Source organism: Micromonospora cabrerizensis (assembly GCF_022230955.1).
Classification (GTDB): domain Bacteria; phylum Actinomycetota; class Actinomycetes; order Mycobacteriales; family Micromonosporaceae; genus Micromonospora; species Micromonospora cabrerizensis.
In genome coordinates, this window is sequence record NZ_JAKKFI010000069.1 from 132991 (window position 1) to 155576 (window position 22586).

At 72.5% G+C, this 22586-nt stretch carries 20 protein-coding genes; 3 read left to right on the plus strand and 17 right to left on the minus strand.

From position 1 onward, the window contains the following. Positions 1 to 216 precede the first annotated feature (216 nt). The 7 genes from LADH09A_RS18045 to LADH09A_RS18075 are packed head-to-tail and all read right to left on the minus strand — an operon-like array spanning position 217 to position 9321. Positions 217 to 1362 (minus strand): alanine racemase, encoded by a 1146-nt coding sequence (locus LADH09A_RS18045; RefSeq protein ID WP_238646585.1) that lies wholly within the window; start codon positions 1360 to 1362, stop codon positions 217 to 219. Next, positions 1359 to 2957, minus strand: coding sequence for an IucA/IucC family protein (locus LADH09A_RS18050; protein ID WP_238646588.1), 1599 nt, complete (start codon positions 2955 to 2957; stop codon positions 1359 to 1361). The genes LADH09A_RS18045 and LADH09A_RS18050 overlap by 4 nt, the downstream gene beginning before the upstream one ends. Further along, the gene (locus LADH09A_RS18055; RefSeq protein WP_238646590.1) at positions 2954 to 4579 is read right to left on the minus strand and encodes an IucA/IucC family protein; all 1626 of its coding nucleotides are present in this window, start codon (positions 4577 to 4579) and stop codon (positions 2954 to 2956) included. The genes LADH09A_RS18050 and LADH09A_RS18055 overlap by 4 nt, the downstream gene beginning before the upstream one ends. Next, complete coding sequence (locus LADH09A_RS18060; RefSeq protein WP_238646592.1) at positions 4576 to 5745, minus strand: ATP-grasp domain-containing protein; 1170 nt, start codon at positions 5743 to 5745, stop codon at positions 4576 to 4578. The genes LADH09A_RS18055 and LADH09A_RS18060 overlap by 4 nt, the downstream gene beginning before the upstream one ends. A gap of 47 nt (positions 5746 to 5792) precedes the next feature. After that, positions 5793 to 7301, minus strand: a complete 1509-nt coding sequence (locus tag LADH09A_RS18065) for an MFS transporter (protein WP_238646658.1) — start codon at positions 7299 to 7301, stop codon at positions 5793 to 5795. Between the two features lie 53 nt (positions 7302 to 7354). Further along, positions 7355 to 8614 carry an MFS transporter gene (locus LADH09A_RS18070; RefSeq protein ID WP_238646594.1) on the minus strand — a complete coding sequence of 420 codons (1260 nt, stop codon included), beginning with the start codon at positions 8612 to 8614 and terminating at the stop codon, positions 7355 to 7357. Next, entirely contained in the window at positions 8611 to 9321 is a 711-nt protein-coding gene (locus tag LADH09A_RS18075; protein ID WP_238646596.1) for a siderophore-interacting protein, read from the minus strand. The genes LADH09A_RS18070 and LADH09A_RS18075 overlap by 4 nt, the downstream gene beginning before the upstream one ends. An 81-nt stretch (positions 9322 to 9402) precedes the next feature. Between LADH09A_RS18075 and LADH09A_RS18080 the strand changes: the two genes are divergently transcribed. Next, positions 9403 to 9963, plus strand: a complete 561-nt coding sequence (locus LADH09A_RS18080) for a GNAT family N-acetyltransferase (protein ID WP_238646597.1) — start codon at positions 9403 to 9405, stop codon at positions 9961 to 9963. Between the two features lie 17 nt (positions 9964 to 9980). Here LADH09A_RS18080 and LADH09A_RS18085 read toward each other — a convergent pair whose 3' ends face one another. The 3 genes from LADH09A_RS18085 to LADH09A_RS18095 form a co-directional block, all read right to left on the minus strand. Beyond that, positions 9981 to 10688 (minus strand): hypothetical protein, encoded by a 708-nt coding sequence (locus LADH09A_RS18085; RefSeq protein WP_238646599.1) that lies wholly within the window; start codon positions 10686 to 10688, stop codon positions 9981 to 9983. 24 nt (positions 10689 to 10712) lie between these two features. Further along, positions 10713 to 11327, minus strand: a complete 615-nt coding sequence (locus tag LADH09A_RS18090) for a DUF305 domain-containing protein (protein ID WP_238646602.1) — start codon at positions 11325 to 11327, stop codon at positions 10713 to 10715. 98 nt (positions 11328 to 11425) lie between these two features. Continuing rightward, positions 11426 to 13315: a sigma-70 family RNA polymerase sigma factor gene (locus tag LADH09A_RS18095; protein ID WP_238646604.1), complete on the minus strand. Its 1890-nt coding sequence runs from the start codon at positions 13313 to 13315 to the stop codon at positions 11426 to 11428. 311 nt (positions 13316 to 13626) lie between these two features. Between LADH09A_RS18095 and LADH09A_RS18100 the strand changes: the two genes are divergently transcribed. Then, a complete protein-coding gene (locus LADH09A_RS18100; RefSeq protein WP_238646606.1) occupies positions 13627 to 13812 on the plus strand; it encodes a hypothetical protein in 186 nt (61 codons plus the stop codon). A gap of 244 nt (positions 13813 to 14056) precedes the next feature. Further along, the gene (locus LADH09A_RS18105) at positions 14057 to 14863 is read left to right on the plus strand and encodes a SigB/SigF/SigG family RNA polymerase sigma factor (RefSeq protein WP_238646607.1); all 807 of its coding nucleotides are present in this window, start codon (positions 14057 to 14059) and stop codon (positions 14861 to 14863) included. Between the two features lie 20 nt (positions 14864 to 14883). On the opposite strand, the gene LADH09A_RS18110 is transcribed toward LADH09A_RS18105, so the two are convergent. From LADH09A_RS18110 to LADH09A_RS18140, 7 genes are all read right to left on the minus strand, one after another. Further along, entirely contained in the window at positions 14884 to 15951 is a 1068-nt protein-coding gene (locus LADH09A_RS18110; RefSeq protein ID WP_238646609.1) for a DUF2855 family protein, read from the minus strand. A 68-nt stretch (positions 15952 to 16019) separates the two neighbouring features. Next, a complete protein-coding gene (locus LADH09A_RS18115) occupies positions 16020 to 17234 on the minus strand; it encodes a PP2C family protein-serine/threonine phosphatase (protein ID WP_238646611.1) in 1215 nt (404 codons plus the stop codon). A gap of 79 nt (positions 17235 to 17313) precedes the next feature. Next, positions 17314 to 18801, minus strand: coding sequence for a glycoside hydrolase family 130 protein (locus tag LADH09A_RS18120; RefSeq protein ID WP_238646613.1), 1488 nt, complete (start codon positions 18799 to 18801; stop codon positions 17314 to 17316). Then, a complete protein-coding gene (locus LADH09A_RS18125; RefSeq protein ID WP_238646615.1) occupies positions 18798 to 19802 on the minus strand; it encodes a glycosyltransferase in 1005 nt (334 codons plus the stop codon). Before LADH09A_RS18125 ends, LADH09A_RS18120 begins: the two co-directional genes overlap by 4 nt. Positions 19803 to 19846: 44 nt before the next feature. Next, a complete protein-coding gene (locus LADH09A_RS18130) occupies positions 19847 to 20983 on the minus strand; it encodes a glycosyltransferase (RefSeq protein ID WP_238646617.1) in 1137 nt (378 codons plus the stop codon). Between the two features lie 117 nt (positions 20984 to 21100). Beyond that, a complete protein-coding gene (locus LADH09A_RS18135) occupies positions 21101 to 22105 on the minus strand; it encodes a glycosyltransferase family 4 protein (RefSeq protein ID WP_238646619.1) in 1005 nt (334 codons plus the stop codon). After that, on the minus strand, positions 22102 to 22275 hold the full coding sequence (locus LADH09A_RS18140) for a hypothetical protein (protein WP_238646621.1): 174 nt from the start codon (positions 22273 to 22275) through the stop codon (positions 22102 to 22104). The genes LADH09A_RS18135 and LADH09A_RS18140 overlap by 4 nt, the downstream gene beginning before the upstream one ends. Positions 22276 to 22586: the final 311 nt, after the last annotated feature.

A 22586-nucleotide genomic window follows, 5' to 3' on the forward strand; every position in this document is an offset into this window, starting at 1 on the left:
GCTCCTTGCCGTAGGGCCGTGTCGGCCGGCGACGACTGCGGTCGCCTGGCATCGACTGGGGTGCCCGGACGGGTCACCGACCTGGGAGCCGGCGGGAGGGACGTGCGGCGGCACGTCTGCGCAGACTGGTTGCGGTGACCGGGAGCGTGCCCTTCACTCCCGGGTGAAACATAGCATGTTATCGATAACATGCCGAGCTGGTCCGGCCCCCGGACGTCATGTTCCGAGCGGTCGGGCCGCCCACTCGGCGGCCACCTCCTGCGGGTCACCGGTTCGGAACAGCGGGGGCTCGTGCAGCAGGAAGTCGCGATGGCTGATGTTCCAGGCGTACGCCCCGGCCATGGCGAAGGCCAGCACGTCACCCACGCCGATCGGCCCGGCGGTGGCCGAGGAGGACAGCACGTCCTTCGGGGTGCAGAGCTGCCCGACCACGGTGACCGGCCCCCCGTCGGTGTGCGGGCCGTCGAGGCCACGCCGCCGGTGTACGTGGAAGGGCTGCGCGTGCCCCTTCGCCGCCGGGGTACGCAGGTGGTGGGTGCCCCCGGCCACCACCACGAACCACTCGCCGTAGGAGCGCTTCACGTCGATGACCTCGGTGAGGTACGCCCCGCAGTGGGCGGTGACCGACCGGCCCGGCTCGATGCGCAGCCGCACCCCCGGGTACGCGTCGAGGACGTCGGCCAGTGCCCGCCCGTAGCCCGCCCAGTCGAAGCGCGCCTCCGGGTCGGTGTAGTCGACGGCCATGCCCCCGCCGACGTCGACCTCGCCGGCACCGACCTCGCTGACCGTCCACTCGACCACGGCGGTGGCGACCGCGCCGGCGAGGGAGGCGTCCAGCCCGCTGGCCAGGTGGGCGTGGATTCCGCGTACGTCGATGCCGGCGGGCGGTCGGCGGGCGCACTCGACCGCGTCGGCCGGGTCCATGCCGAACGGGCTGGGCCCACCGCCCATGACCAGGCTCGCGCCGGGCGCGTCGACCGGCAGGTTCACCCGCAGCAGCACCGGGGCCGAGGTGCCCGAGGCGGTGGCCAGCGCGCCGAGTCGCCGAAGCTCGGCGGGCGACTCGACGTGGATGCGGCGCACCCCGGCGGCGAGGGCGGCGGCGAGGTCCGCGTCGGTCTTGCCCGGCCCGGCGTACGCGGCGGGCACCTGCCCCGGCAGCACCTCGGCCAGTCTGCGCAGCTCGCCACGGCTCGCGGCCTCGAATCCGTCGACGACCGGGGCGAGGGTACGCAGCACACCGGGGTCCGGGTTGGCCTTGACCGCGTAGAGCAGCTCCACCTGCCGGGGCAGCGCCGCCCGGATGGATCGGGCCTGCGTGGCCAGCGCGTCGAGGTCGTGGACGTAGACGGGTCGGGTCACCGTGGCCCGCCCAGCGGGTTGGGCACCGACACGAAAGGGGCCGCCCGGTCGGCGTCGCGTCGCCACCGGACCAGCAGGTTCGCCTTCGCCAGCAGCGGCTCACCGTTGAGCAGCGCGCGCAGCTCGGGCGGGTCGTCCAGGTCGGCGGCGACCGCCTCGACGACGGCCCGCAACTCCTGCCAGAGCCGCCGCTCGATCCCCGGTCGCGCGTCGGCGAGTGCACCGCAGATGCCGCCGAGGTGATTGACGAACAGGCAGTAGACGATGCGACGGCGGGCGTCCCCCCGACCGTAGCGGACCTGCGCGGGGACGCCGTCCGGCCAGGTCGTCCACACCTCGGCGTCGAGTTTGACGCCCTCCAGGTCGCGCAGCAGCATGTGTACCGGGCGGCGGTCGCGGTCGAGCACGACGACCACGTTCTGCAGGTGCGCCTCGTGCACGACGCCGTGGCTGAGCCAGGAGCGCAGCACCGCCGGCACCAGCAGCCCGACGTACGCCCGCCACCAGGCCACCGGGTCGGGGGTCACCAGCGGCGTGGCGGCCAGCGCCGCCGCCAGCATCGGCGTGTCCCCCGGACGCAGGTGCGGGCGCAGGCCGCTGCGCAGGATCGTCCCGTACGCCTCGTCCGGGCCGGGGACGTCGACAGTCCGGTAGGCGGGTTCGGTGAGCAGCCCGACGCCGTCCGGCATCGGCACCCGCGCCAGCAGGTCGGTCAGGGCCACCGCGCCGGTCAGCTCGTAGCGGGCGTTCTTACGCAGGCAGTTGGTGATCCGTACGTGCAGGCTGGTCTTGACGAACAGGTCGGCCGCCGGGGCGTAGAGGGTGCGGACGCTCGCCGTCGGCCGCACCGGCACGCCGGCCTCCCCCAGGTCTCGCAACCGGGGATGCGTCGGCGGGATCAGGGACAGCTGCCAGGGGTGCACCGGCAGGACGCGGTGCCCACGCGGGGGCCGGGGCGGGTCGAGGGCGGCCAGGAGCGCGTCGAACGGCCCGGCGCCGGCGGCCAGGTCGTCGGGTACGGCGAGCCAGTGCAGCCGGAACGACGTACGCAGCTCCGGGGCGTACGCCCGCCAGCTCTCCGGGTCACCGCTGCGCCACTTCGGGGTGGGGTGGTGCGGGTGGCCGAAGACCAGTGACTGTTCGGAGTCGACGTACGCGTCGATGGCCGGCTCGCCGGTGGGCGTCGGGTTCTCGGCCGGCCGCTCGGCCAGCAGCCGGGCCACGGTGTCCCGGCTGGCCTGGACCTGCTCGACGAACTCGTCGTTGGCCAGGCCGGTGCGGGTGGTGAGTTCGGCCGCGACCAGGCTGGCCAGCCCGTCCGCGTCCAGGTCGACCCACCGTCCGCTGTCGGTGCGCTGCTGCACCGGGCCGGCGTATCGGTGCGCCCCGAGCGGTGAGTGTCGCGCGACCCCGCAGCGCACCGTCACGTCGAGGTGCCGCAGCAGCAGGTGCGCGGCACCGTCGACCACTGTCGGGCCGCCGTCGGGCGGCGTGAGTTCGCGGACCAGGCAACCGAAGACGGCGTGGGCGGTGGCCAGGTCGGCGAGCTGACCGGTCTCGGTGGCCGGGCGGGAGCGCAACTGGGCGCTCGTCATCGTGTCTCCCGGAGGTAGTTCGGGCCGGTACGCAGGTAGTACTTGTTGATGTCGGCGCAGCCCAGCCGCTGTTTGGGCAGCAGGGTGCCGGCGGTGAGCATCGCCTTGATGGGCAGGTGGGCGGCCCGCAGGACCCGCTCGGTGAAGGTCCGCGCCGCCGGTCCGTCACCCCACCGGTCGCGGGCGGCGGCGAGCCGGGGTGCCAGCGCCTCGGCCGGTGACGGCACGGGCAGCCCTCGCGCCGCCAGCGCGACCAGGGGTGCGGTGGCGGCCAGGTGCAGGGTGATGGTGATGAACACGTCCGCCAGCTCCTGCGGGTCGCGCGCCCACATCCGGTCGTCGTCGAGGGCGAGCCCACCCGGGCCGCCGTGCCGCGGGTCGAGGCGAGCCCCGTCGTTGTCCTTGTAGAGCAGGCCGACCGTGCCGTCGGGGTGCACCAGCAGGTGGATGTTCTGCGGGTGCGCCTCCAGCGCGATCCCGTGGCGCAGCCAGAGGAAGACGTGCCAGTCGAGCAGCAGGTCCAGATAGGACTCCAGCAGCACCTCGGGCCGCTCGGGGCTGATCCGTTCGAGGACCGTTGCTGCGACCGGGTCGGGTGCGGCGAGGGCCGCGACCGGCACCACGTGGACGCCGGCCAGGTCACCCGGGAACCGGCGCAGCAGGAAGCTGCGCCGCTCGTCGCCGCCGACGTGCGCCCAGGTGCTCTCGTCGACGTGTCGGACCCGTCCGGCGAAGGTGGACTCGGCGTTGGCGATCCGGTCGAGCAGCGCGGCGACGGCCGCACCGTCGGCCAGCGAGCCGGGGCGCAGCGTACGGCGGTTGCGGGCACCGAGGCTCGCGGTCGGCAGCGGCAGCTTGAGGTGCAGGTACGGGTCGTGGTCGAACGCCACCGTCCGCATGGAGAGGGTGGGCCGTACGGTGATCGCCGGCAGTTTCGTGACCGGTATCGCGTCGTGCTCGGCGGTGATCGGGTGCGCCGGCAGCAACAGCTGGTCCGACTGTCGTGCGCGCGGCCACCAGGACGGGAGTTCGCCGGTGAGCTGGACGTCCCCGGTGGGGACGGTGTACCAGCGCAGCGCGAAACGCGGGGCGTGCTCCGGGGCGTACCGGAGCAGGTCGTCGTCACCGAGACCGTGCCGGCACCGGTCGGTGGGGTAGACCGGGTGACCGTGGTGGGCGGCGAGCACATCGTCCAGGAGCGCCGCCGGCAGACCCGTCGGCGTGCTGGCGCGTTCGGCGGCCACCTCGGCGAACACCCGCGAGCGGTGTCGGGCCGCGAGCCGCCGCGCGCGCAGGTCGGCGGCGCACTCGACGCCGAAGGCCCGCCAGCCGGCCTCGGCCTCGGCGTTGCCCTGCGGGGCGAGCAACCTGAGCAGGCCTTCCACCGTGTCCGTGCGGTGGGTGTCGCCGCCGCTGTGGACCAACACCATCGGTGCGGCACTGCGCAGGGCCTGCTGGAACCCGTCCGCCCGGACCGGGATGCGCAGCAGGCCGGCGTGGTGCGGCGCCTGCCACCAGCCGGGCCCGTCGGGTCGGCCGGTGCTGAGCAGACCGAGGTGATCCTCACGCAGCAGAGCGTCGAGCACCCGGGCGAACACCTCCCGCTCGCAGTCGTCGCTCACTCGACGATGGTCCACTGGAGGTCTGCGCGGAAGGCGTCCAGCGACCGCCGGACGGCACCCTGGTCGGGGCCCACGGCGTGCAGCACGGCGAGGTAGTCGCGGTTCGTCCCGGTGTGCTCGGCGGCGCGGCCCACCTCCCGCAACGGATGGCAGCCCAGCCGGACTACGCCGTCGACGGTGTCCAGTCGGCCGGGTGCGGCGACGAGGCGGCCGGATCGGTCCGCGCAGACGTACTCGACCTCCGCGTACCGGTCGATCGTGGCCGGCAGGTCGAGGGCGGCCAGCGGCTCGCCGAGGTGCAGCCGGATGACGTGCTCGAACAGCGGCACGCCGAGCAGTTCGGAGAGGATCAGGTCCATCCGGTCACCGATGAGACGGTAGTTCACCTCGATCAGCCGGACCCTGCCGTCGGAGATGACGTACTCGGTGTGGCAGGCGCCGAAGCCGACCCCGAGCGCGTCGAGCCGCGCCCGGAGCTGGGTGCTCTCCTGCTCCGCCGGCGGCGACCAGGCGAGGCTCTCCTCGGTGAAGGTCGGTGGCGGCCCGAGGCCGGTACGCCAGCCGCCGAGGGAGGCCAGCGCCGCGCCGTCGCCGAGGGTCTCGAAGGTCCGCAGCTCGCCGGCGAGGTATTCCTCCACCACCAGGGCCACGTCCGGCCTACGGCCACGGATCTCGGCGATCCGGTCGACCAGCTCGGCACGGTCGACCACCAGGTACGCGTCCTCGCTGGCCACGCCCTCGCGGGGCTTGACCACGGCGGGGAACATCCCGTCCGGCACCTGCGGTGCGGCACCCGGGTCGACGGTGATCGTGCGTACCAGATCGAGGCCGGCAGCCGCGATCACCCGGCGGGCCGCGGCCTTGTCCTTGCAGAGACGGGCGGCGTCGGGATCCTTGCCGGGCAGGCCGAGCTTCCGTGCGGCGATCGCGGTGGCCTCCTGAAGATGGTCGCTGTTGGACAGTAGCGCCACCGGTCGGGTCGCTGCCGTCGCCGCGACCACCGCGGCCGGGTCCCGGACCGCACAGCGCGCCACCGGCACGCCCGCCGGCCACTCCGCGGGCCGGTCGGTCAGCACGGTGACCGACAGCCCGAGCGACGCCGCCGCGGGGAGGAACCCCTCCAGCACGGCGTCGGTGGGGTTGAGCGCGGTCAGGTACAGCCGCATACCGCCTCCGTCGACTACGACGATGTCGTGATTAGGGTAGCCTACCCTTATTGGGCGGTTTTGGGGCGTTCTGCCCGGTGCAGCAGGCCGGCGGCGACCAGCCCACCGATCAGCACCGCCGCGGCGCCCGCCAACTGTCCCGTCTCCAGCGCCGAGGCGAAGGCGACAGTGACGGCCTCCCGCTCGGCACCGTCGCGGGCGGCGGCGAAGGCTGCGGGAAACGATCCGGCGCCGGCCAGGGCCGCCGGCAGCAGGGCGGCGAACCGGGCGTTCAGCACGGCCCCCAGCACCGCGATGCCGAGGCTGCTGCCCACCTCGGTCATGGTGCCGTCGACACCCGCGCCCGCGCCGGCCTTCTGCGCCGGGATGGCGCTCATCACGGCCTCGACGATGGCCGGGTTGGCCAACGCGCACCCGACACCCATCACCAGCAGCCCAACCAGCAGCACCCCGTACCCGTCGGACGGGACGAGGGTGATCACCGCGAGACCGCCCGCGAGCAGCGTCATCCCGATGGCGATGGCGGCGGCCAGACCGAGCCGGCGGATCACGAGCGCGACCACACCGCTGACGTTGAGCAGCACGATGGACAGTGCGAAGGGCGCCATCCGCAGGCCGGCCTCCCACGCCGGATAACCGCGGACGAACTGCAGATGCTGAGTGAGCAGGAACAACGCGCCGGTGGCACCGAACGTGATCAGCACGACCCCGGAGATCGCGCCGACGAAACGCCGGTCCTGGAAGAAGTGCATGTCCAGCATGGGGTGCGGGATCCGCCGCTCCCAGCGGACGAAGAGCCCGAGCAGGAGTACGCCGAGCGCCGCCGCGCCGAGCACCGGGGCCGACGTCCAGCCGTGCTCCGGCCCGGAGATGATCGCCCAGACGACCGCGGTCAGGCCGGCGGTGGAGAGCGCCGCGCCCACCACGTCCAGGCGGCCACCGGCCGGGTCACGGGACTCGGGTATCAGCGCGCGAGCGACGAACAGGCAGACCAGCACGGCGGGCACGTTCACCAGGAAGATCGCGCCCCACGGCAGATGCGCGAGGATGGTGCCGCCGATCGGTGGCCCGGCGGCGAAGCCCAGCGCGCTGGTTGCCGCCCAGATGCCGATCGCCCGGGACCGCTCGGCGGCGTCGAAGACCTGCATCGCGACCGCGAGCGTCGAGGTGACGAGCAGAGCGCCCCCGATGCCCATCCCCGCCCGGGCCGCGATCAGCTGCCCGCTGGTGCTGGCGAGCCCTGCGGCCAGCGAGCCGATCCCGAACAGGACCAGCCCGACCAGCAGCATCCGACGGCGGCCGTACCGGTCGGCGGCGCTGCCGGCGGTCAGCAGCAACCCGGAGAGCACCAACGCGTACGCGTTGATCATCCATTGCACGTCGGCGGTGCTGGCGCCCAACTCGGTGGTGAGTACCGGCACCGCCACGGTCAGTACGGTGTTGTCCAGCACCACCACGAGCTGCGCGACGCAGAGCACGGCCAGGATCAGCCACCGCTGCGGCAGTGGCGCCGAGGCCGTGGTGTCGCTGGCCGGCTCGGTGGCGTCGCTCTCCAGCGCGGTGGTGTTGCTGGCCAACGCGGTGGTGTCGCTGGCCGGCCGAACAGCGGTCACGCCACGGCCTTCACGCCATCCACCGTGGAGTGCTCCGCCGCCGCGTCGACGACGGGACCGGGCCTGCGGGGGAATCGCCGCTGGTGGGCGAGGCCGAGGACGACACCCGCGGCCACCAACACGATGGCCGCGATCGCGACCGGCGGATAGCCGACCCCGTCGGCGGCCGCGAGACCGATGGACGCGGCCACGAACGAGCAGACCAGGCCGAACGACGACAGGACGGTGAAGTCGGTGCCCCCGGTGTCGGGTCGCGAGTAGTCCATGTTGACCGTGTAGAGCACCACGTTGGCGACGGTGTAGGCCACCATGAAGCAGCAGAGCGCGGCGACCGTCCCGCCCAGCGGCGCGCGGCCGTTCATCAACGGCAACAGCAGCAGCGTCGACACCGTGAGGGCAACGCCGCCGACCACGAGCACACCGCCGCGCCCGAACCGCCCGATGCCGAGCCCGGCCACCAGACCCGCCACGATGGCCGGGACGCTGGTCACCACTCCGGTGACGACGCCGATCCGACCCAGCGACCATCCCGCGTCGACCAGGGCCGGCGTCACCAGGGCGTACGCCATCCCCGCCCCGACGTAGACGAGCGGCACCACGCCGAACGTCCACAAGCGGCAGCCGGGCTGGCCGAACACCGACAGCAGCGCCCGGTAGGCCGTGCCGACCTTCGCCACCCGATCGGTGCGCGGAGGTTCCCGGAACCGCAACACCACCAGCAGACCGACCGCCGTCATCGCGGTCAGCAGGCCGATCGCCGCCGCCCAGCCGAACTGGTCGTAGACCAGGACGCAGGCACCGCCGCCGAGCAGGTTGCCGAGGTAGCTCGCGGCCACCTGGATCCCGTTACCGGTCCCCCGGCTCGACTCGGCCAGCATCCGGACCGCGACGGCGTCCACGGCGATGTCCTGCGTGGCGGAGAAGAAGACGTACGCGGCGCAGATCGCGACGATCGGGCCGAGCGCGTCGGCCGGGTCGGTGAACGGCAGCAGTGCCAGCAGCGCGAGCACCAGGGCGCTCTGGAGCACGAGCAACCAGGACCGGTAGTGGCCGCGGTGTTGCGAGCCGTACCGGTCGAGGATCGGCGCCCAGAGGAACTTGATGGGCCAGATCAGGCCGACGATCTGCAACAGGGCCAGCGTGTCCAGCGAGGTGCCGCCGTCGCGCAGGATGGCGGTCAGCCCGACGGTGATGAAACCGACGCCGAGGTACTGCGTGACGTACAGCGCGGTCAGGGTGCCGAGCCGACCCTTCATGCGGCTTTCCAGTAGCCGAGGGAGGTCACCCGGTCCTTGTCGACGCCCAGGGTTCGCCGGATGTGTCGGGTGATGCCACGGGTGGTGGCCGCCTCGCAGGCCACCCAGTAGTGCCCCGCGCCGCTGCTCGGCAGGGCCGCGCAGACCGTGTCGACGAGGTGTTGACCCGCGTCGCGCCGAGGCACCCAGGTGACGTCGTGGTGTGCCCGGGCCCGCAGCGCGAGAGCCTTCTCGCCGTCGTGCGCGTACTCCAGCCAGACCGTCGCCGGGATGTCGGCGCTGGCGTCGAGCAGGCTGTTCACCGCGGGCAGGGAGGCCGCGTCGCCGACGAGGTAGAGATGCTCGGGCGCCGGGTCGGGCAGGTCGAACGCGCTGCCCTGGACGGTTGCGCTGATGGTGTCGCCAACCTGGGCGGTGGTGGCCCAGCGGGCGGCGCAGCCGTCGTGGAGGGCGAATTCGAGGGTGAACCGGCCGGTGGACGGGTCGGGGTCCACCAGTGTGTACGCGCGCTGGTGTGCCCGGCCGTCGTTGTCGAACCACAGCCGGATCCACATCGTGGGGTGCACCCCGCACGCTTCCAGCAGCCCTCCACCGTCCAGGAGGAGCCGTTGATAGTGGCCGTCGATCGACTCGGTGCCCAGCACGGTCAACCGAAAGTCCCGGCCTCCCATGGCCTTGAGGACCAGGGCCTCCCAGTTCCGTTTCACGCACCCCTCCAGGTAAGGTCATCCTTGGTTAGGGGAGGTTAACCTAAGTCGCGCCCCGGATGGAACAGAGGACAGCGCCCGATGACGTACCTGGAGAAAGTCACCGGTCTCGGCGAGTTGTCGTTGGTGACCGTCGACCCCGACCGGCACGCCGCCCTCCTGCACGGCTGGGTCACCCAACCTCGGAACTCGTTCTGGGGCATGGGCGAACACACCCTGGAACAGGTGCGCGAGACCTACGCCTTCGTGGACAGCCTGCCGACGCACCACGCGTACCTGATCATGGTCGACGCGGAGCCGGTCGGCATCTTCCAGACCTACCAGCCCGAGGCGGACCCGGTCGGCGAGCTCTACCGCGTGCAGCCCGGCGACATCGGGATGCACCTGCTGCTCAGTCCCGACCGACGCCTCGCCCGCGGCCTCACCAACGTCGTCGGCCCGGCCCTGGCCCGCTTCCTCTTCCGCGACCCGGCCGCCCAGCGGATCGTGGTCGAGCCGGACGTCCGCAACCACCTCGCCCTGCGCCGACTGGAGATCGAGGGGTTCACCCTCGACTCGGAGATCGACATGGCGGACAAGCGGGCCCAGCTGGCCTTCCTGACGCGCGACCGCTTCGCGGCGAACCACCCCACGCCGGCCTGAGCACCGGCGCGGCGACCTCAGCTGTTGGCGTTCCAGAAGCCGATGAGGGTCGCCGTCCACCAGCCGACCTGAGAGACGGTGGCGGCGGCGACGCCGGCGAGCAGGGCGGACCAGGTCGGCTGACCGTCCACGGCGGCGAGTCGGTCCCGGACCCGGCCGAGGAACAGCCCGTTGATGCCGACCGCCAGCACCGCAAGCAGCTTGACCCAGACCAGCCCGGACGACGTGTCCGGCCCCAGGGCGGCGCCACTGGCGAGCAGACCCACCAGACCCAGCCAGATGAGCAGGTGCGCGCCGCGCGCGGCGGTCAGCACGGTGCCGAGCGGTTCCCGGCGAAGCAGCCAGCGGAGGCTGAACCAGTCCACCGTCAACACCGCGCCGAAGCCCACCACGAGGCAGGTCAGGTGGCAGAAGAGGGCGACCATCCGCCAACCCGGGGTGAGGGTGACGTGCGGCGCGACGAGGATCGCAAGCAGCCACCCGGCGCTCATCGTCAGGATCGAGACGGCGACGGCCGTACGCCCGGCGGCGCGGCGATGACCACCGCGCCAGCCTGCCGCCGGTGTGGCAGCCGCCGCGGCGACCGCACGGGGCGACGAGGTGCCGGGGGTACGGTGTGCGGCGCGTCGTGCGGGGCGGGCGACGTCCGAGGCCCTGGCCCGGTGGGCCGGCGGTGTGACCCGGGCCGGAGGGCGGACGGTGGCGTGGAGGTCAGACGCCGACATCGGTCGGTCTTCTGCGCGGCATGCTCAGTCGACCTGCGGTGTTCCGGTCGCCCCGGGCTGACCGTCCAGCGCGCTCAACTCGGCGGCCCGGGCCTGCTGGATCCGGCCAGCGAGCGCCTTCAGCTCCGGGCTGCCCCCGGCGGTCTGCTCACCCCGGCACAGCACCATGGTCTGCGCGAGGTGTGCCCGCACCAACGCGGCTGCCCGGGACGGCACCTCGGTGTCGGGGGCGGCGCGCAGCTCGGCGAGGCTGGCGTCGGTGACCATGCCCGGCATCTGATGCCCCTCGTGGATGTTCTGCTCCGGGACGTTGCCTGCGGCCAACAGCCCGCGTAGGTCCCGCAATTCGGCCTGGTGAGCCGCCCGCAGGTCACCGAGCAGCGCCCGCAGCGACGGATCCCCGCCCGTCGGACGGGCGTCGACGTGGTCGATCAGCGCGAGCGCACCCTCGTTCATCGGGATCAGCAGTTGGATGAAGGCGTCATCGGTGCTGTTGAGCACCACCGGTGCCATCGGCGCCGGACCGACCGGCGGGGCTGCGGCCGACGGTGATGCGGCCGACGGGGCTGCCGTCGGTGAGGTGACGGTCTGGTCGGTGCGGCCCCAACCCTGGCCGAGGCCGACTGCCACCGTCGTCACGACCAGGGTCGCGACGACTCCGACGATCCGCCGGGCCCCGCCACCGGGCGCCGGGCGTCCGGTCGTGGTCGGCTGCTGGTCCACCGGTGGGCCGCCGCTCAACGGGCGGCCTGGAACGCGCGACCGACCAGGGTCGCCTCGGTGCCGTTGCTGAACAACCCGGACCGGTCCTTGTCCGTGGCGGGCAGACCGAACCACGCGTACCGCTGCACATAGGACAGTTGACCGAGCATGGCGGTCGCTGCGGTGAGGAAGGCCGCCTGCTGCTCCTGGCCGGGGAAGTGTGCGCCGCCGCCGTCGAAGCGGATCAGCGCGAACTCGGTCAACCAGATCGGTTTCCGGTACCGCTGGTAGACGGCCTGGAGATACTGCCGGAGCTGGTCGACGGCGGCGCTGGTCGTGAAGTCGGCGCCGAACCAGTGCAGGGTGATGAAGTCCACGCGGTGACCGCGGGCCTGGGCGCCGGTCATGAACCTGTCCAGCCAACCCTGCGGATCGGGCCCGCCCCAGGCGACCGCCGGGCTGCCCAGCCTGCTGCCCGTCGCCATCAGTTGCGGCCACAGGTCAAGCGCCTGCTCGACGGTCATGTTCGCCTGCTCGGGCATGTCCGGCTCGTTGAAGGTGAGCAGATCCGGTCCTGCCGCCTTGGCCCGGGCCAGCTCCGTGGGGGTGACGTTCTCCGCGCTGCGGATCATGGGCACGAACGTCACACCACGCGGCGTGCTGATCCCCGGGTGCTGGGTGCCCCAGGTGTAGTACCAGCCGGCCTTCGAGTTCGCCAACGCCTGACTGGCCCCGGCGAAGTTCCACACTCCGACGCCCTTGCGGGCGGAGCTGACCGCCGGGGCGACCGGCGCCTTCGACGAGGGGCGCGCGCTCGGCGACGGTGCGACGCTCGGGGAGGCGACGGCGCTGGGCGCGGCGGACGGCGGGGCGGCCCACGAGGGCGCTGGCGGATCCTCGGGCAGGATCACCACCGCCATGGTGATGGCGAGAACGGCTGCGGCCACCCCGGCGGCGAGGGACGGGACCAGGCCACGGGGCCGGTTCACCGCGAGGTCGACGATGCTCGGCCCACCGCCGCCGTCGGAGGGCACACCGCCGGGCGGGGTCGACCCGGCGGTGTGCCCGGCCGTCGGGCCCGGAGGGTGGTACCCGACGGCCGGCGCGGCAGCCGGGGGTGCGGCCGCGCTCGGGAAGTGGGCGCTCAGACCCGTCGGCAACGGCAGCATCGGCAGACCGGCGAGCAGCCGGTCGATCGGCAGGAGCGTGGAGCCCAGTCGCCCGCAGAAGGCGCAGTCGCGGACGTGCCGGGCCAGCCTCTTGCGCCACAGCGGGCTGGGCGTGCCGTCCCACTCGCCGCTCACGGCGCGCAGGTCCGGGCAACCGGGGCGGGCGCCGAGGGCCCGTACGACGCCCCGGGCGCTCTGGATCTGCTCCTTCATCCGGTGGATCCGCACCGCGACGTGCCCGGGTGACAGCCCGAGCGCGTCGGCGACCTCGGCGCGGCTGACCTCGCCGGTCTCCTCCAGCCACCACAGCGACAGCAGTTCCTGGTCGTCCGGGTCGAGCCAACGGGTCGCCTCGGCCACCTCGCGTCGCTGGTCGGTGAGGCCGAGCCGGAGGATGGTCATCCCCGCGAAGTCGGAGGCCGGGTCGGGCACGTTGTGAATCGCGTCGAGCCCGGCGTCGCGGTTGAGCGCGAGGCGGCGGCGCTGTTCCCAGTCGCGCACCTGACGGATGGCGATCGCCACCAGCCACGAGCGGTAGGCCGCCGGGTCGTTGAGCGCGGGCAGGTACCGGATCACCCGTACCAACGTCTCCTGGACCACGTCATCGACGTCGGCGTGACCGCGCAGCGCACGCCCGACGATGTTGTAGACCAGCGGGAGCGAGGCCGCGACGACGTCATCGAGGGCGCGCTGGTCGCCCTGTCGGGCCGCGACGACCAACCCGACATCGGGTAGTGCTCGACCGGCTGACGACATGGGTGTCACTCCTTGTGTGCTCGTCCGCGCGGCACCCGCGCTGCGCGTTGACCGCCCTCAAGATCGGAGACTGGCAGCACCGGGTCGGATTACAGAATTCTCGGCTGCCGGCGGGTCGGATGCGACCCGGGGCCCTCGGCGGCGCATGAGGGGTGCCGACGGCGGGTATGGTGCGAGGTGTCGGTGTCGCCGGGCGTCCGCCCGTGCACGAGACACCTGATCGGGCGCCAGCGTGAGCGCCGCACGTCACGAGGTCGCACGGCGAGAGCCGGGGCCCGGGCGCACTCCTTCGTGAAAGACAGGCATCCTGCATGACATCGAACGACAACGGTCGACCGGCCCTGTTCCTCGCCACGTCGAGCTCCGACGTGCTCGACGGGTCGATGGCGACCTTCGACGGCAGCGAGGAGGCCATGCTGCGGCTGCGCCACCCGTTCGCGGTGAAGCCGGCCCAGCAGGCCCCGATCGCCGGCGACGAGCCGGACCCGCAGGGCTGACCGGCGCGGTCCCACCCGTTTCCGACCGCCATCCACCTGCGCTGGGTCGTACTTTCGGCTAGTAAACGGTCAACATTTCGGGTAGTGTCCGGGTCATCAAGTGAACGACATGACGCGGTGGCGAGGCCCGTGCTCGTGGCCTTGCGACAGCGCACATTCGCCCGTACGTGCGCCCCGGCGTCAGCCGGTTCGGAGACCCTTCCGGTCGACTCGATCGACGGGCAGTGCGGGAAGGACCACTCCCATGGCCATCACTGTCGACACCGCGACCAGCACCAGCATCGACCGGCGGCGCAGCGACCAGAGCCCGGACGACCTCCTGGCCGCCCTGGCGGCGACGCCGGCCGACGACCCTCGCCGCCCAGCCCTGCGGGACCGCGCCATCGAGGCGTGGCTGCCGCTCGCCCGGCACCTGGCCCGCCGCTACGGCGGGCGCGGCGCGCCCGACGACGACCTGGCCCAGACCGCCTCGGTCGGGCTGATCAAGGCCGTGGACCACTTCGACCACAGCCGAGGTGTCGACTTCGCCGGGTACGCCATTCCCACCATCATCGGCGAGATCAAGCGCTACTTCCGGGACCGCACCTGGTCGGTACGCGTGCCCCGCCGCCTCCAGGAGCTACGCCTGTCGATCAGCGCGGCGAACAGCGTCCTGACGCAGACCCTCGGTCGTTCGCCGACCGTTGCCGACATCGCGTCCTACCTGGCCCTGACCGAGGAGACCGTGCTGGAAGGGCTGGAGGGCGCACGCGCCTACCGGGCCACGTCGCTGTCCACCCCGATCGGTGGCGAGGGCAGTCGGGAGCTCGGGGACACCCTCGGCGGCGACGACCACGAGTTCGACGTCGTGGAGATCCGGGTCGCCCTCGGCCCGGCCCTCGCCACCCTGCCGGAGCGCGAGCGCGAGATCCTGAGCCTGCGCTTCCACGGCAACCTGACCCAGTCCCAGATCGCCGACCGGGTCGGTGTCTCGCAGATGCACGTCTCCCGGCTCATCAACCGGTCGTTGGCCACGCTGCGTAGCCACCTCTCCGGCGACAACTCGTTCTGACCGTCGGCGTCGTCGACCACTCAGAGTTGGACGACGTGACCCACCCGCGGCGGCGTACGACCCGCGAGGACGTCGGCCCAGGCCTGTTGCAGGGCCTCCGGCCCGACACCCACCTGAACGTCGAGCCACCCGCTCACCACGGCGGTGAAGCGCTGCCAGGCCTCGGTGAACCGCTGGTCGAGCCCGTCGCGGCCCCAGTCCTGGCCGCGCTTGCGCATCTGGACCGGCGCGAAGAACACCTCCTCGGCGGCGTCGGCGTTCGGCGTCTGGTTGGTGAGCCCGACCGCGATGTCCCGCACCAGCCGGTCGCCGAGGTGCTGGCGCAGGGCGGCACGGGTCGATGGCGCGCCGGACAGGTCGAGGTAGACGGTCGGGACCGCGTCGAGGGTGCTCAGGTCGTCGTACGGGACGACCTCGTCATAGCAGCCGAGTGACCGGGTGAAGGCCACGTTGCCGGGTGAGGTGAGCCCCACCAGACGCGGGCCGCGACCACGCAGCTCGAATGCGGCGGCGTACGCGGTCTTGCTCGACGCCGACGACACCAGCAGCGACTCGGCACCGTAGAAGCCGTTGTCGACGACCTGGTCGGCCAGCATGAACGAGGTGAAGAACAGCGGCCGGAACAGGATCAGCAGGTCCTCCTGGTCGGCCTGGTACGCCGGGTCGCCGGTGGTCGACCGGTACGCGTTGTACGGCGACGGCAACTCGGCCCGGTGCGGGCTCGCGTCGCGGAACCCGGACGCGTCCACCCGGTCCGGCCGCACCACCAGGTGCCCCGCGGGAGGCAGGTAGCCGTAGACCCGCTGCCCCACCTCGACCCCGGCAACCGTCGAGGCGACCACCTCGGCGAAACCCCAGAGCGGCGGCAGGCCCCACTGCGGCCCGAGCCCACGGGCCGCCGGCGGGAAGAACTCCCAGTAGCGCATCGCGTCGCCGAGCACCGCGTAGGTCACGTTGTTGGCGGTGAGGCCGACGCGGTCGACCCGCAGCAGCACCTCACCGTCGGCCACTCCGGGCGTGGCGCCATCGACGAGCGTGCTCAGCCCGAGGTCGTCACGTGCCACGGCGAAGGTCCATGAGTCAGCCATGAGGTGACGCTAGACAGCGCCACAACCGGAGACAAGTGCACTGGGAGTGCAAAATCCCACTGGTGCGGTCAGTGGCGCCTCGCCGCGAGGTCACGGAGGTGCGCGAGCGGCAGGTGCGGCGGTCGCCACTCCACGAAGAGCGCCGTCGCGTCGTCCTCAAGCTGCTCGTCCTGGTAACCGACGACGGCGCGGACCAGGCGACGCATCGTCTCTGGGCTGGGCAACCCGTCGTTGAGGGCCCGGTTGACGAAGTCGACCAGCCGGTCCAGCCCGAAGTGCTCGCCGTCGGCGCTGCGCGCATCGGTGATGCCGTCGGTGTAGGCGAGGATCCGGTCGCCCGGGTGCAGGTCCTCGACGTGCACCTGCGGGCGGCGTGGGGTCAGGTGACCCAGGCCGAGCGGCAACGCGGTCGGCCCGGGCAGCTCACGGATGGCCTTGCCGTCGCGCAGCAACATCGCACCGGGATGACCCGCGTTGATCACGCTCAGCCGGCCGGTCCGACGGTCCAGTTCGAGGAGCAACCCGGTCGCGAAGAAGTTCGGGTGCTCGGATCGCACCCACCGGTCGATGCTGATCGCCGTGTCGACCAGGTCGAGGCCGCACCGGCGGGCGTTGCGGTACGCGCTGACGACCAGCGACGCCAGGGTGCTCGCCTTGATGCCGTGCCCGCAGGTGTCGAAGAGCCCGACGCTGAGGACGTCGTCGTTCAGCGCGTAGTCGAAGATGTCGCCGCCGACGTCGTAACACGGTTCGAGGATGGCGGTGATCACCAGGTCGTCGGTGGCGAAGGTCAGCGGTGGCAGCAGGCCCCACACGATCTCGGCCGCCACCTGCATCGGGAGCCGGCGCCGCATCCGCTCGACCACGTCGCCGTAGAGCCGGCGGTTGACCAGGATCTGGGCGATGTTGACCGCCACCTCCCAGGCCGGCCCGTCCATCGCCTCGTCGGCGGCCGTCGGCGCGACGATCTCCAGCACGCCCATCCGCTCGCACCCGAGCAGCAGCGGCACCCAGACCCGGTCCGGGTTGTCGGGCGCGCGCTGGATGGTGAGGTTGGTGAAGGCCCGGCCGGCGAGGGTCGTCTCGATCGGCAGCTCGTCCCGGTCCAGGCCCGCCCCGAGCAGGGGCACGAGCAGGGACTGCGTGTAGTCGGCCAGATAGAGCACCATCTCACTGGCGTCGAGGGCGGGCGCCGCCTCGGCGATCAGCTGGGACAAGTCGTCCGGCCCGCCACGGGGCGCGTTGAGCTGGAGCCAGCGCACCATCTCGCCGACGTCGCCCAAAATGCGCCTCCCCCCGAACCCTCCCCGACCGCAGGAGCACGTAGTGCCAGCGTGAGGCTACCCTGCCCCACCCCGTTCATCACTCACGGTCGCCGGGCGGTGGGGCCTGCACCATCGCGCTGAGGAGAGCGGACACCGACACGGTGGCGAAGCCGACCCGGGCGTCACTCGCCCCGTACGGCACCCACAGCTCACCGTCGTGAACGAGTGCCCCGCAGGAGTAGACGACGTTGGGTACGTACCCGTCCCGGTCGTTCTCGTCGGGCGCCAGGAGCACACCGGGCAGGTGGGCGACGACCCGCTCGGGTCGGTGCAGGTCGAGCAGGAGCGCGCCGATGGCGTACCGGCGCATCGGCCCGACCCCGTGGGTGAGGACGAGCCAGCCGGAGTCGGTCTCGATGGGAGATCCGCAGTTGCCGACCTGGATCAGCTCCCAACTCTCGCCCGGGGCGTGCAACGGGGCCGGAGCCTGCCAACGGTTGTCGCCGTCCAGAGTGGTCAGACCGATGGTCTCGCCGTCGGAGCGGCACAACGCCAGGTGCCGGCCGCCGACGGTACGCGGGAACAGCGCGATCCCCTTGTTCCGGGCGCCCGGCCCGCGCATCGGGGTCATCTCGAAGCGACGCAGGTCACTGCTGACCAGCGCACGGGTGGCGATGCTCCGCCCGTCGTAGGCGGTGTAGGTGGCCCGGAACACCGGCCCGGAATCGTCGACGAACCGGACGAACCGCGCGTCCTCCATGCCGTTGCTCTCCGCCGGGGTGGCCGGCCAGAGCACCCGTTGGTGCAGGGCCGTGTCAGCGGGGAAGGCCGTGGCGTAGCTACCGGCATTGGTGCGACGCAGTAGTTCGAGGGTGCCCAACCCGGTGCTGCGGGAGAGCAGATCGGGTGGCAGGTTGGCGAGCACCCGCTCGAAGGTGGCCTCGTCGTACCACTCGGGCAGAGCGTCGAGCACCGTGGCGGCGACCTCGTTGTCGCAGTCCTCCTCGGCGAGGCCGGCGACGAGCAGGTCCCGACGGTGCCGTACGCCCACCCGCTGCCCGACGGCCAGCGGGCCGGCCCGGTCGGCGACCGCGATCTGCCGCCCTGGTCCGAGGACCGCGGTGGCGAACCCGATGGAGGACACGTGACCCTCGCCGACCTGGCGCAGGCTGACGGCGACGCGAAGCTGCCCGGCGCCGAGTTCGGTCTGGTCCGGGTGGGCCACCATCGACGGGTTGCAGAGGGCGGCGGCCTCGACGGCGTACTCGTGGCTGAAGTAGGCGCCGACCAGCAGCCGGCTGGTCGGTGAGAGGTCCCGGGCCCGCGCGGCCCGGTGCCGGACCAGGTCGTAGTGGTGGTGGAACGTGCCGGCCAGGTCGCGGTGCCGGGCGCCGAAGCGGTCGAAGGTGTCCCGCAGCAGCCGGCCGGTCTCCTCGTCGCCGAGGCGCGCGACCCGGTCGATGAGTGCCCGCGCGCGGGTGCGTACCACCGCGGCGTCCTCGCCCGGGACGAAGAGCTTGATGATGACCCGGCGTGGGTCCGGGGTGAGGGTGACGTCCTGACGGACGGCCAGACTCCGGGTCACGACCACCGCCGGGCGTGCTGGAGGGTGGAGATGAGCGCGAGGGTGGATTCGGCGCCCTGGTTGAGGTTGGGTCCGTGCGCGGTCAGCCCGTCGTAGCCACCGCCGGTCGCCGGGTCCCACATCGGGGTGTTGAGGTCGTTGTCACCGAGGAACCACCCGACCGCCTGCCGCACCCCGGCGTCCCACTCGGGGTCCCCGGTGACAGTGGCAGCCGTGGCGCAGGCGTCGGCGAAGGCGGCGACCTCGATCGGCTGCTGGTCGTGGTGCAGTCGTACGGCGCCGCGTCGCCACCCCTCGGCGGGTACGACCGACATCCGCCCGTCGCGGAGCTGGACATGGCGCAGCCAGGTCAACATTCGCAGGCCGTCGTCGAGAGGTGGACCGCCCTCGCGAAGCTGACTGGCCGCGATGACCACCTCGGCGAGGGCCGCGTTCGCGTAGGTCAGCTCCTGCCGTGGCCACGGCCACCGCGGGTCCGGCCCGGCCCGACCGACCGTGCTGGCCGCGTCCGCCAGCAGGGACGCGGCGGCGACGTGGCCCGGGTGACGGCGGAGCACCTCGGCCGCGCCCAGACCGGCGAACGCCATCGCGTGCGGCGCCTTGGCGCGTCGGGTGGCACCCCGGCTGAACGCCACCAACGCCTCCTCCCGTACCCAGGGGGCGGGACTGCGGGCGACGGCCGTGCCCAGGCCCCACAGTGCCCGACCCCACCAGTCGCCGAGCCCTGGTTCGTCGGCCCAGCGCCGGTCGTGCCCGAGCCGGTTGTGGAACGCGCCGTCGGTGTCCTGCGCGTGGGTCAGGAACGCCAGGTAGCGCTCCGCCAGCCGGAGCAGCTCGTCGCTCGGCTCCGGCTCACGACTGACGACCACCAGGCCGCGAGCCACGTCGTCGGTGCAGTAGCCGTGCTCGCGGCGGACGATGGCGTGCCGGGCATGCTCGAACAGGCCGGTGTCGTCACTCAGCCGAGCCAGGTGCGCGAAACTCGGCGCGGGTGCCGTCACCCAACGTTCGCCGGTCGCGGTCCGGGGGCGTCCGGTGGTCGCCGTCACGCCGGCACGGCGCTGACGGCGGGCGAGCGGGCGGCCAGGAGTTCCTCGGCGAGGGTGCCGTAGCGGGCGGCCACCGCCGGCCACCGCAGGTGCGCGGCCAGCGGGCGGACCCGCCCGGCCAGCCGGGTGGTCAGACCCGGCTCGGTCAGGACCCGCCGGATCGCCTTGGCCAGCGCCGCCGGGTTCTGATGGGGTACGACCAGACCGGGCCCACCGGTCAGCAGCTCGACGGCGTGCGGGAACGCCGTCGCCACGACGGGCACCCCGGCGGCCACCGCTTCGATGAGGACGCCGGAGGTGACCTGTTCGCGGGAGTCGTAGGGCAGGACGACCACGTCGGCGGAGCGGATCAACCGGCCCAGTGCCTCCTGGTCGTGGTAGATGTCCTGGTAGTCGACGGCGTGCGCGACACCCAACTGGGCGCCGAGCTGGTGCAACCCGGCCCGGTACGCCTCACCGTGGTGCTCGATCACCTTCGGGTGGGTCCGTCCGGCCACCGTGTAGGTCGGAGTCGGCTCCAGGTCCTGCAACCGTGCGAGGGCCCGTAACGACCACTCGATGCCCTTGCCCGGACCGATCAGCCCCCAGGTCAGCAGGTGCGGGCGGGCACGCCGGTCGACGGGCACACCGGCAAGCTCGGCGGCACCGTGCGGTATGACCGTCACCTTGCCCGCTGGCACGGCGTACCCGACGAGCAGCCGGTCCCGGGCGGTGTCGGTCATCGTGACGACCGCCCCGGCGGTGGCCACGATCTGCTCCAGCAGGGATTTCTGCCGGGCGGAGGGCTGACTCAGCACGGTGTGCAGGACCACGATGCTCGGCACGCTGAGCCGCCGCAGCAACGGCAGGACCTCTTCGCCGTCGGTGCCGGGGTAGATGCCGTACTCGTGCTGGACGATCGCCACGTCGTACGCGTTGAGGGCGGCCGCCGCGTCCCGCCAGCCGGCCGGGTCACGCGCCGACCAGGTGTGCACGACCCCGGGCGCGGGCCGTGGGTCGTCGCTGTGGTCGGTGACGCGGACGATGCCGCCGTGGGTGCCGTCGGCGGTGAGCTGGGCGGCGAGGGCCGCGTTGAACGTGGCCAGACCGCACCGGGTCGGTGGGTGGGTGCTGAGGAATCCGTAGCTGGGCATGAACGTCGTGCCTTCCGGTTGTCGGCCACCACAGGAGTACGCGGTGAGCCTCACGCGGGAACGGCGTACGCCGGTCAGCGTGTGTGACCGGCGAAACGAAGGAGGTGTGTGGTTCAGTCAGTGACGAACGAGCTGGTCGTAGACGGCGAGATAGTCGGTGACCATCCGGTCCGCGCTGAAGCGCTGCAGAGCCTGCGCCCGACACTCCACCCGATCGAGGTCGGCGGCCCGGGTGATCGCCTCGACGGCCTGGTCGACGGTGTGGACGAGGAGACCTGTCAACCCTTCGTCGACCACCTCGGGCATGGACCCCCGCCGATAGGCGACGACCGGGGTGCCGCAGACCATCGATTCCACCACCGACAGCCCGAACGGCTCGTCGAAGGCGATCGGGTGCAGCAGTGCGGTGCTCTCACCCAGCACCTCGGCACGCCGTCGCGGGCCCACCGACCCGAGGAAGACGACCTGGTCGCCGTCGATGTGCGGGGCCACCTCTTCGGCGAAGTACCGCTCGTCCTGCACGATCCCGCAGATGGTCAGGGGCCGGCCGGCGCGGCGGGCGATCTCGATCGCGGTGTGGGTGCCCTTGTCCGGGTGGATCCGGCCGAAGGCGGCCAGCCCGGGGCCGGCCTTGTCGGTGAACGGCAGGCCGCCGACGTCGACACCGTGGTAGACGGTGGCGACGTAGTCGAGTTCCGGCGCCCGGTCGGCGTCGGAGATCGACACGTACGACGAGCGGGCTCGACCGTAGGCGGGCAGGATCCCCGCGCCGGAGAAGCCGTGGACCGTGGTCAGCAGCGGAGCGCGGCAGTGCTCCGCGAAGGCCAGGGGCAGCCAGTCCAGGTGGCTGTGCACCACGTCGAACTGCGCCGAGCGGGCCATCGCGTGGGAGACGTGCATCGCCTCCCACACCCGACCGTCCAGGTCGGGGTCGTCCGCGTACCCCCGTGGGCAGACTCCGTCGAGCTGCGCGGAGGTGACGGAGTCGAGTGTCGCGAAGAGCGTCACGTCCACCCCGCGGCTCACCAGACCCTCGGCGAGCAGGCCGGTCACCTGCTCCCACGGGCCGTAGTGGTGCGGGGGCGTACGCCAGGCGACCGGTCCGAGCAGGGCAACCCTCAAGGGGAGGACGCGTCGACGAGATCAGCTGGGTCGAGGTGCAGGGTGGCGAGCAGCCCCGAGTGCTTCGCCGGGTCCACGCGCTCCGGCAGCTCGCGCTCGACCCAGTCGGCCCGGGCCTGCTGGCCCCGGTCGCGAAGTGCGGTGACGATCCGGTCCCTGGCGATCCTCATGTGGTGCTCCCCTGGTTGAGGTGTTCAAAACGATCATTCGCACGGACGGTGGTGTGCACGCGTGCGTCGGATCCGGACCACCAACTGTTCCGACCGCGATGACGGTCGAAACCCGACACCTCGGGCCCTGGTCGGCGATCGGCCGACACGACCAGCGAGTAACGGTGATGGGGATGACGATCGGTAACGCCCCTGATGGGCTGGTGGCGACGGCGTCTGGCGGCCACCGGGATCCCGGGCGACGTGTCCACCGTACGCCCTCGGGGCACTCGACTGCATTCGCACCGGGAGCCAGGCCCGCCGTGTGCTCG